The sequence below is a fragment of the Kitasatospora sp. NPDC093550 genome, from assembly GCF_044764985.1.
In the GTDB taxonomy this organism is placed as follows: domain Bacteria; phylum Actinomycetota; class Actinomycetes; order Streptomycetales; family Streptomycetaceae; genus Kitasatospora.
Genome location: NZ_JBIWJF010000070.1, coordinates 1 through 4,539, shown reverse-complemented (window position 1 = coordinate 4,539; position 4,539 = coordinate 1). Strand labels below are relative to the sequence as shown.

The following is a 4,539-nucleotide window of genomic DNA, read 5'->3' as shown; positions in this document are numbered from 1 at the left end:
GACAGCACAGCCCACTCGGCATCCGAAAGCTCATGACGACGCACCATGCCCGACATGATCCACCATCACTTGATCAGCTTTGAAGACGACCCCTAGGGTCCGTCTTCACACCCCCGTCGTCCGCGCTACCGGGCGAGCGCTCCGGCGAGGAGGCGGCAGGCCCGGCCGGCCAGTCGGCACCACGTCCGTGCGGCTCCGCCGAGGGCCAGGTACCAGGCGATGCCGAACGGGAGGGCGATGGCGAACCAGGACGGGGGCGCCAGCTCACCGGGCCGCTGGGCGCCCTCACGCGCCCAGCGGCGGCACCGCTCGACGCCGCGGCCGGTCCAGTCGGCGCAGTCGTCACCCCGCCCGCTCCAGTGGGCGGAGGCGGTGAGCAGCCTTGCGCTCCGGGCCTCCCGTCGGCGCGGCCGCGCGGGGGTGGCCGGGTCGGGGGCTGGCACGGGCGCGGGCCGACGGGGCCGGGCCATCGGACGGGCCGGGTCAGGAGTCGGGCCGGGGCAGGACTCGGGCCGGGTCATGAGTCGGGCCGGGTCATGAGTCGGGCGCGGCGGCGCTGATGTCGGCGAGGGCGGAGCCCGGGTCCCGGTCCATCGCGAGGTCGCCGAGCGAGACCACGCCCACCGCCCGGCCGTCGTCGAGGACGGGCAGGCGGCGCAGGGCGTGCCGGCGCATCAGGTCGACGGCGTCCCCGATGGCGTCGTCCGGGGCGACGCCGACCAGCTCGGTGCTGCAGACGTCACCGACGCGGGTGCTGTCCGGGTGCCTGCCGTCGGCCAGCACCCGGACCACCGGATCTCGGTCGGTGACCAGCCCGTACACCCGGTCGTCCTCGCCCGCCACCAGCACGTCGCCGACGGCGGCGTCGCGCATCCAGCGGGCGGTGTCCCGTACCGAGGCCAGCCGGGGAACGGTCACCGGGCCGGGGGTCATGACGTCCCTGATCTTCTGGGTCATGGTGTCGCCTCCATGACGGTCGTACCGGAGGGGTGGTACCTCGCCTCGCGGTCCGCCGCTTCTGCGCGGCTACCCCGGTCCCGGCCCGTGACACCCGATTGGCCGTACCCGCAGCGGGTACCTCCCGGGGTGGGGGAGGCCAGGACGGCGGGAGAGAAGGTCGTGGACACCCACAGCACGGCCCGGGTGCGGGCCGGGTGGCCGCTCGCGGCGGTCGCGGTGGGGGTGGGCCTCGCCGCGGTGGCGGGGTGCGGTGGCGGCGGGCACGAGTCCGGGACGACGGCGCCGACGCGTCCCGCCGGGAACCCGCTGGACAACGTCGGGACGGCGGGCGACACCCTCGCCGTGAAGATCGACAACGTCGGCGCCCGGGTGCAGGCGATCCACCGGGGCCTCGCCGAGGCCGACATCGTCTACTGGATCGAGGTCGAGGGCGGCCTGTCCCGCTTCCTCGCCGTGTACGACGCCGACCACCTGCCCGCCCTGATCGGCCCGGTGCGCTCCGCCCGGCAGACCGACATCCCGCTGCTCCAGCAGTACGGGCACCTGGACTTCGCCTACAGCGGCGCCATCAGCGGCCTGCTCCCGCTCCTCGACCGGGCGGACCTGCGCAACGTCACCCCGGCCGACGCACCCGAGGCGTTCACCGACCGCGCGGTGGACCCGACCTTCATCGACCCGCACCGGATCCTCGCCCGGTTCCCGTCGGTGCCCGCCCGTTCGCCCGGCTTCGCGTTCGGCGCCGCGCCGACCGGGGGCGAGGCGCTCGGCGCGATGACCCGGCACCTGCCGGCCGCCTCGATCGCCGCGCGCTTCAACGGCCGTACCTACGACATCGCCGTGGACGGCGGGCCGGCCTGGTCCGGCACGGCGACCGTGGTCGCCCAGCACGTCGCCATCGGGCCCGGCCTGTTCACCGACTTCAACGCCGGGCACCCCGACAACGAGGTGTTCACCCGGAGCACCGGCTCGGGGCGCGCGGAGGTGCTGCGCGACGGCCGGGTGTGGCACACCGCCTGGAGCCGGCCGGACCCGGCCGCCGGCACCACCTTCACCCTGCCGGACGGCGGCATCATGCCCTTCGCCACCGGACCCGTCCTGGTGGTCATGGTGCCCTGAGCGCGCGGAGCCGGGAACCCGACCCCGCGCCCCCTGTCACCCGACGGGGGCGCCGAAGCGCAGGGTCTCCTCTCTGACACCCGGGTGAACGAGGCAGTCGGTACCGGCGAGTCCGCCGACCGCGGTACCCGGCCAAGGCATAACGGCTGGGACGAGTCGGCGACGAAGCCGGCCAACGACCCGCCGGGAGCACAGTGAGCACGATCATCGGAACCTGGAACCTGGAGAACTTCTGCCGTCCCCTGCCCGCCGGCAGTCCGCCTGACCCCAGCAAGTGCGCGGCCAAGGACCAGGCGACGTACGACGCCAAGGTCGAGGCCCTGGCCGGTGTCATCACCGAACTCGGGCCGGACCTGCTCGGGGTGCAGGAGGTGGGCAGCCAGGAGGCCTTGGACGACCTGGTGGCCAAGCTTCCGGGCACCTGGCACACGGCCTTGTCGGACCATCCGGACCCCCGCGGCATCCGGGTCGGCGTCATCAGCCGACTCCCGCTGTTGGACGTCCGGCAGCTCAAGGACTTCCCGGACCACCTCCACGCCATCCAGGTCGAGGACGACGGCATTCCGGGCACCCCGACCGGCGAGATGGGGCGCGGGGGTCTGGCCGTACGGGTGGAACCGGCCCCCGGCCGGAGCATCCAGGTGGCGGTCTGCCACCTCAAGTCGAAGCTGCTGACCTTCCCCGACAAGCAGCACACGACCACCGACGAGCGCCTGCGGGCCCGTTACGAGGCGTACGCGCTCTTCCGCCGCACCGCCGAGGCCGTCACCATGCGCGCCCTGGCCGACGACCTGCTCCAGGGCGACGGCCGGACCCACGACGTCGTGGTCCTGGGCGACTTCAACGACGAGTGGCAGGCCGCCACCACCCAGATCCTCTACGGTCCGCCCGGCTCCCAGATGGGCACCGGGGGCTTCGACCGCCCCGACCCGGGCGACGCCGAACGCCTGTGGAACCTGGCCCCGAAGATCCTGGAACAGGGCGGCTTCTCGCGCGTCTTCGAGGGCCAGCACGAGCTGATCGACCACATCATGATCAGCCACTCCCTGCTGTCCGCGTTCCGGAAGGTGTCCACCGGCAGCGACAAGCTGCCGAGCGTCGTCGAGGCCCGGCCGACCGCGCCGCACGACAAGCCCTCCGACCACTCGCCGGTGGTGGCGGAGTTCGACCTCTAGAAACGCCGGGGCCGACGCAGCGACGGCCGCGCCGGCCCCGGCCTGCTGTGCCCGTCCATCCGGCCCTGGCACGGCTGAACCTGCCGACCGGCTCAAAACCCTCCGACCGAGAACCGGCCGTGACCTGATCCGGATCATCGAGCAGCGGCGGGACCGGAATCAGCGCTCCGAGGACGGCGACACCGCCACTTCGGGGGTCGAGGGGCCAGGTGTCGCGGTCCTCGAGGTGGTCGTAGGCGGGGAGTTCGGCGTCGATGTTGTCGTGGCAGACGAGCCGGAGGGTCCGATGGCGATGTTGGCAGCGTGTCGGCCCTGCGGATGCGGGAGACGTCCTCGCCGGAGGCAACGTTCGAGACCGCGTCGCGCGCCGGGGGCGGTCTCACCGGTGGTCTTGCCAGCGGTATGGTCGTCGCAGCTGCTCGACCGCCTCGCGACGGTGCCCGCACCAGCCGGCCGCCAGGGGTGGTGGTCACGGCTCCGGGGTGGCCGACGACGTCGCCCGCCTAGGCAGTGCCTCTCCGATCATCTGCTCGTTAGCTTTGTATGACTGGTCGCGGTGATCTGACGGACGCTGAGTGGGCTCGCCCCTGGAGCCGCTTCTACCGGTGAGCAATGGACGTTGTGGCAGGTGGCGGGATCACCGGCAGGTGATCAACGGGGTTCTACACCGGGTGCGAACCGGAGTGCAGTGGCGTGACCTGCCCGAGAGGTTCGGTCCGTGGAAGACCGTGCACAGGAGGCACCTGCAATGGTCGGCAGACGGCACCTGGGAGCGACCCTCGCAGCAGGTCCAGGCCGTCGCAGACGCCGAGGGATCCATCGACTGGGATGTCTCGGTTGACTCCACGGTGATGCGCGCCCATCAGCACGCCGCCGACGCCCGCAAGCCTGCCCCGCCGCAGGTCGCCTCGAAGGGGGGCGACCGTGACGGAACATCAGATCGATCCGGCGTGGACAGGCCTGGCAGGCCATCTGGAGGAGGTGGTGCTCCAGGTGAGGGCCTGGGCCGCTCGCGCGGCGGCTTCACCACGAAGGTCCACCTGAGCGCGGATGGCCGGTGCCGCCCGCTGTCGCTGCTGGTCACACCCGGACAGCGGGCGGACTGCACCCAGTTCGAGCCGGTCATGGAGAAGATCCGCGTGGGTGCCGGCGCGGTCGCCGGTGCCCGGCAGGTCCTTGGCGAGCCGGCCTGCGAGTGCGCTCACCGGGCATCGACCGGGTGAGGACGCCGAGTGTGAGAAGAGCGAGCGCGGGCAGCACGGCGACGATGATTCCCATCGGCAAGGCG

The 4,539-nt window shown here is 72.8% G+C and carries 4 protein-coding genes and 1 pseudogene; 3 read left to right on the top strand and 2 right to left on the bottom strand.

The genetic code is table 11. From position 1 onward, the window contains the following. Positions 1–125: 125 nt before the first annotated feature. Both ACIRD3_RS40410 and ACIRD3_RS40405 read right to left on the bottom strand, forming a co-directional pair. Complete coding sequence (locus ACIRD3_RS40410) at positions 126–443, bottom strand: hypothetical protein (protein ID WP_402227119.1); 318 nt, start codon at positions 441–443, stop codon at positions 126–128. A 91-nt stretch (positions 444–534) separates the two neighbouring features. After that, on the bottom strand, positions 535–957 hold the full coding sequence (locus ACIRD3_RS40405; protein ID WP_402227117.1) for a CBS domain-containing protein: 423 nt from the start codon (positions 955–957) through the stop codon (positions 535–537). Positions 958–1,119: 162 nt separating this feature from the next. Here ACIRD3_RS40405 and ACIRD3_RS40400 point away from each other — a divergent pair, with 162 nt between their 5' ends. The 3 genes and pseudogenes from ACIRD3_RS40400 to ACIRD3_RS40390 form a co-directional block, all read left to right on the top strand. Further along, the gene (locus tag ACIRD3_RS40400; RefSeq protein ID WP_402227115.1) at positions 1,120–2,076 is read left to right on the top strand and encodes a DUF3048 domain-containing protein; all 957 of its coding nucleotides are present in this window, start codon (positions 1,120–1,122) and stop codon (positions 2,074–2,076) included. 194 nt (positions 2,077–2,270) lie between these two features. Next, complete coding sequence (locus tag ACIRD3_RS40395; RefSeq protein WP_402227114.1) at positions 2,271–3,251, top strand: endonuclease/exonuclease/phosphatase family protein; 981 nt, start codon at positions 2,271–2,273, stop codon at positions 3,249–3,251. Positions 3,252–3,794: 543 nt separating this feature from the next. Then, positions 3,795–4,393, top strand: a pseudogene (locus tag ACIRD3_RS40390) (IS5 family transposase); the annotation flags it as partial. Positions 4,394–4,539 lie beyond the last annotated feature (146 nt).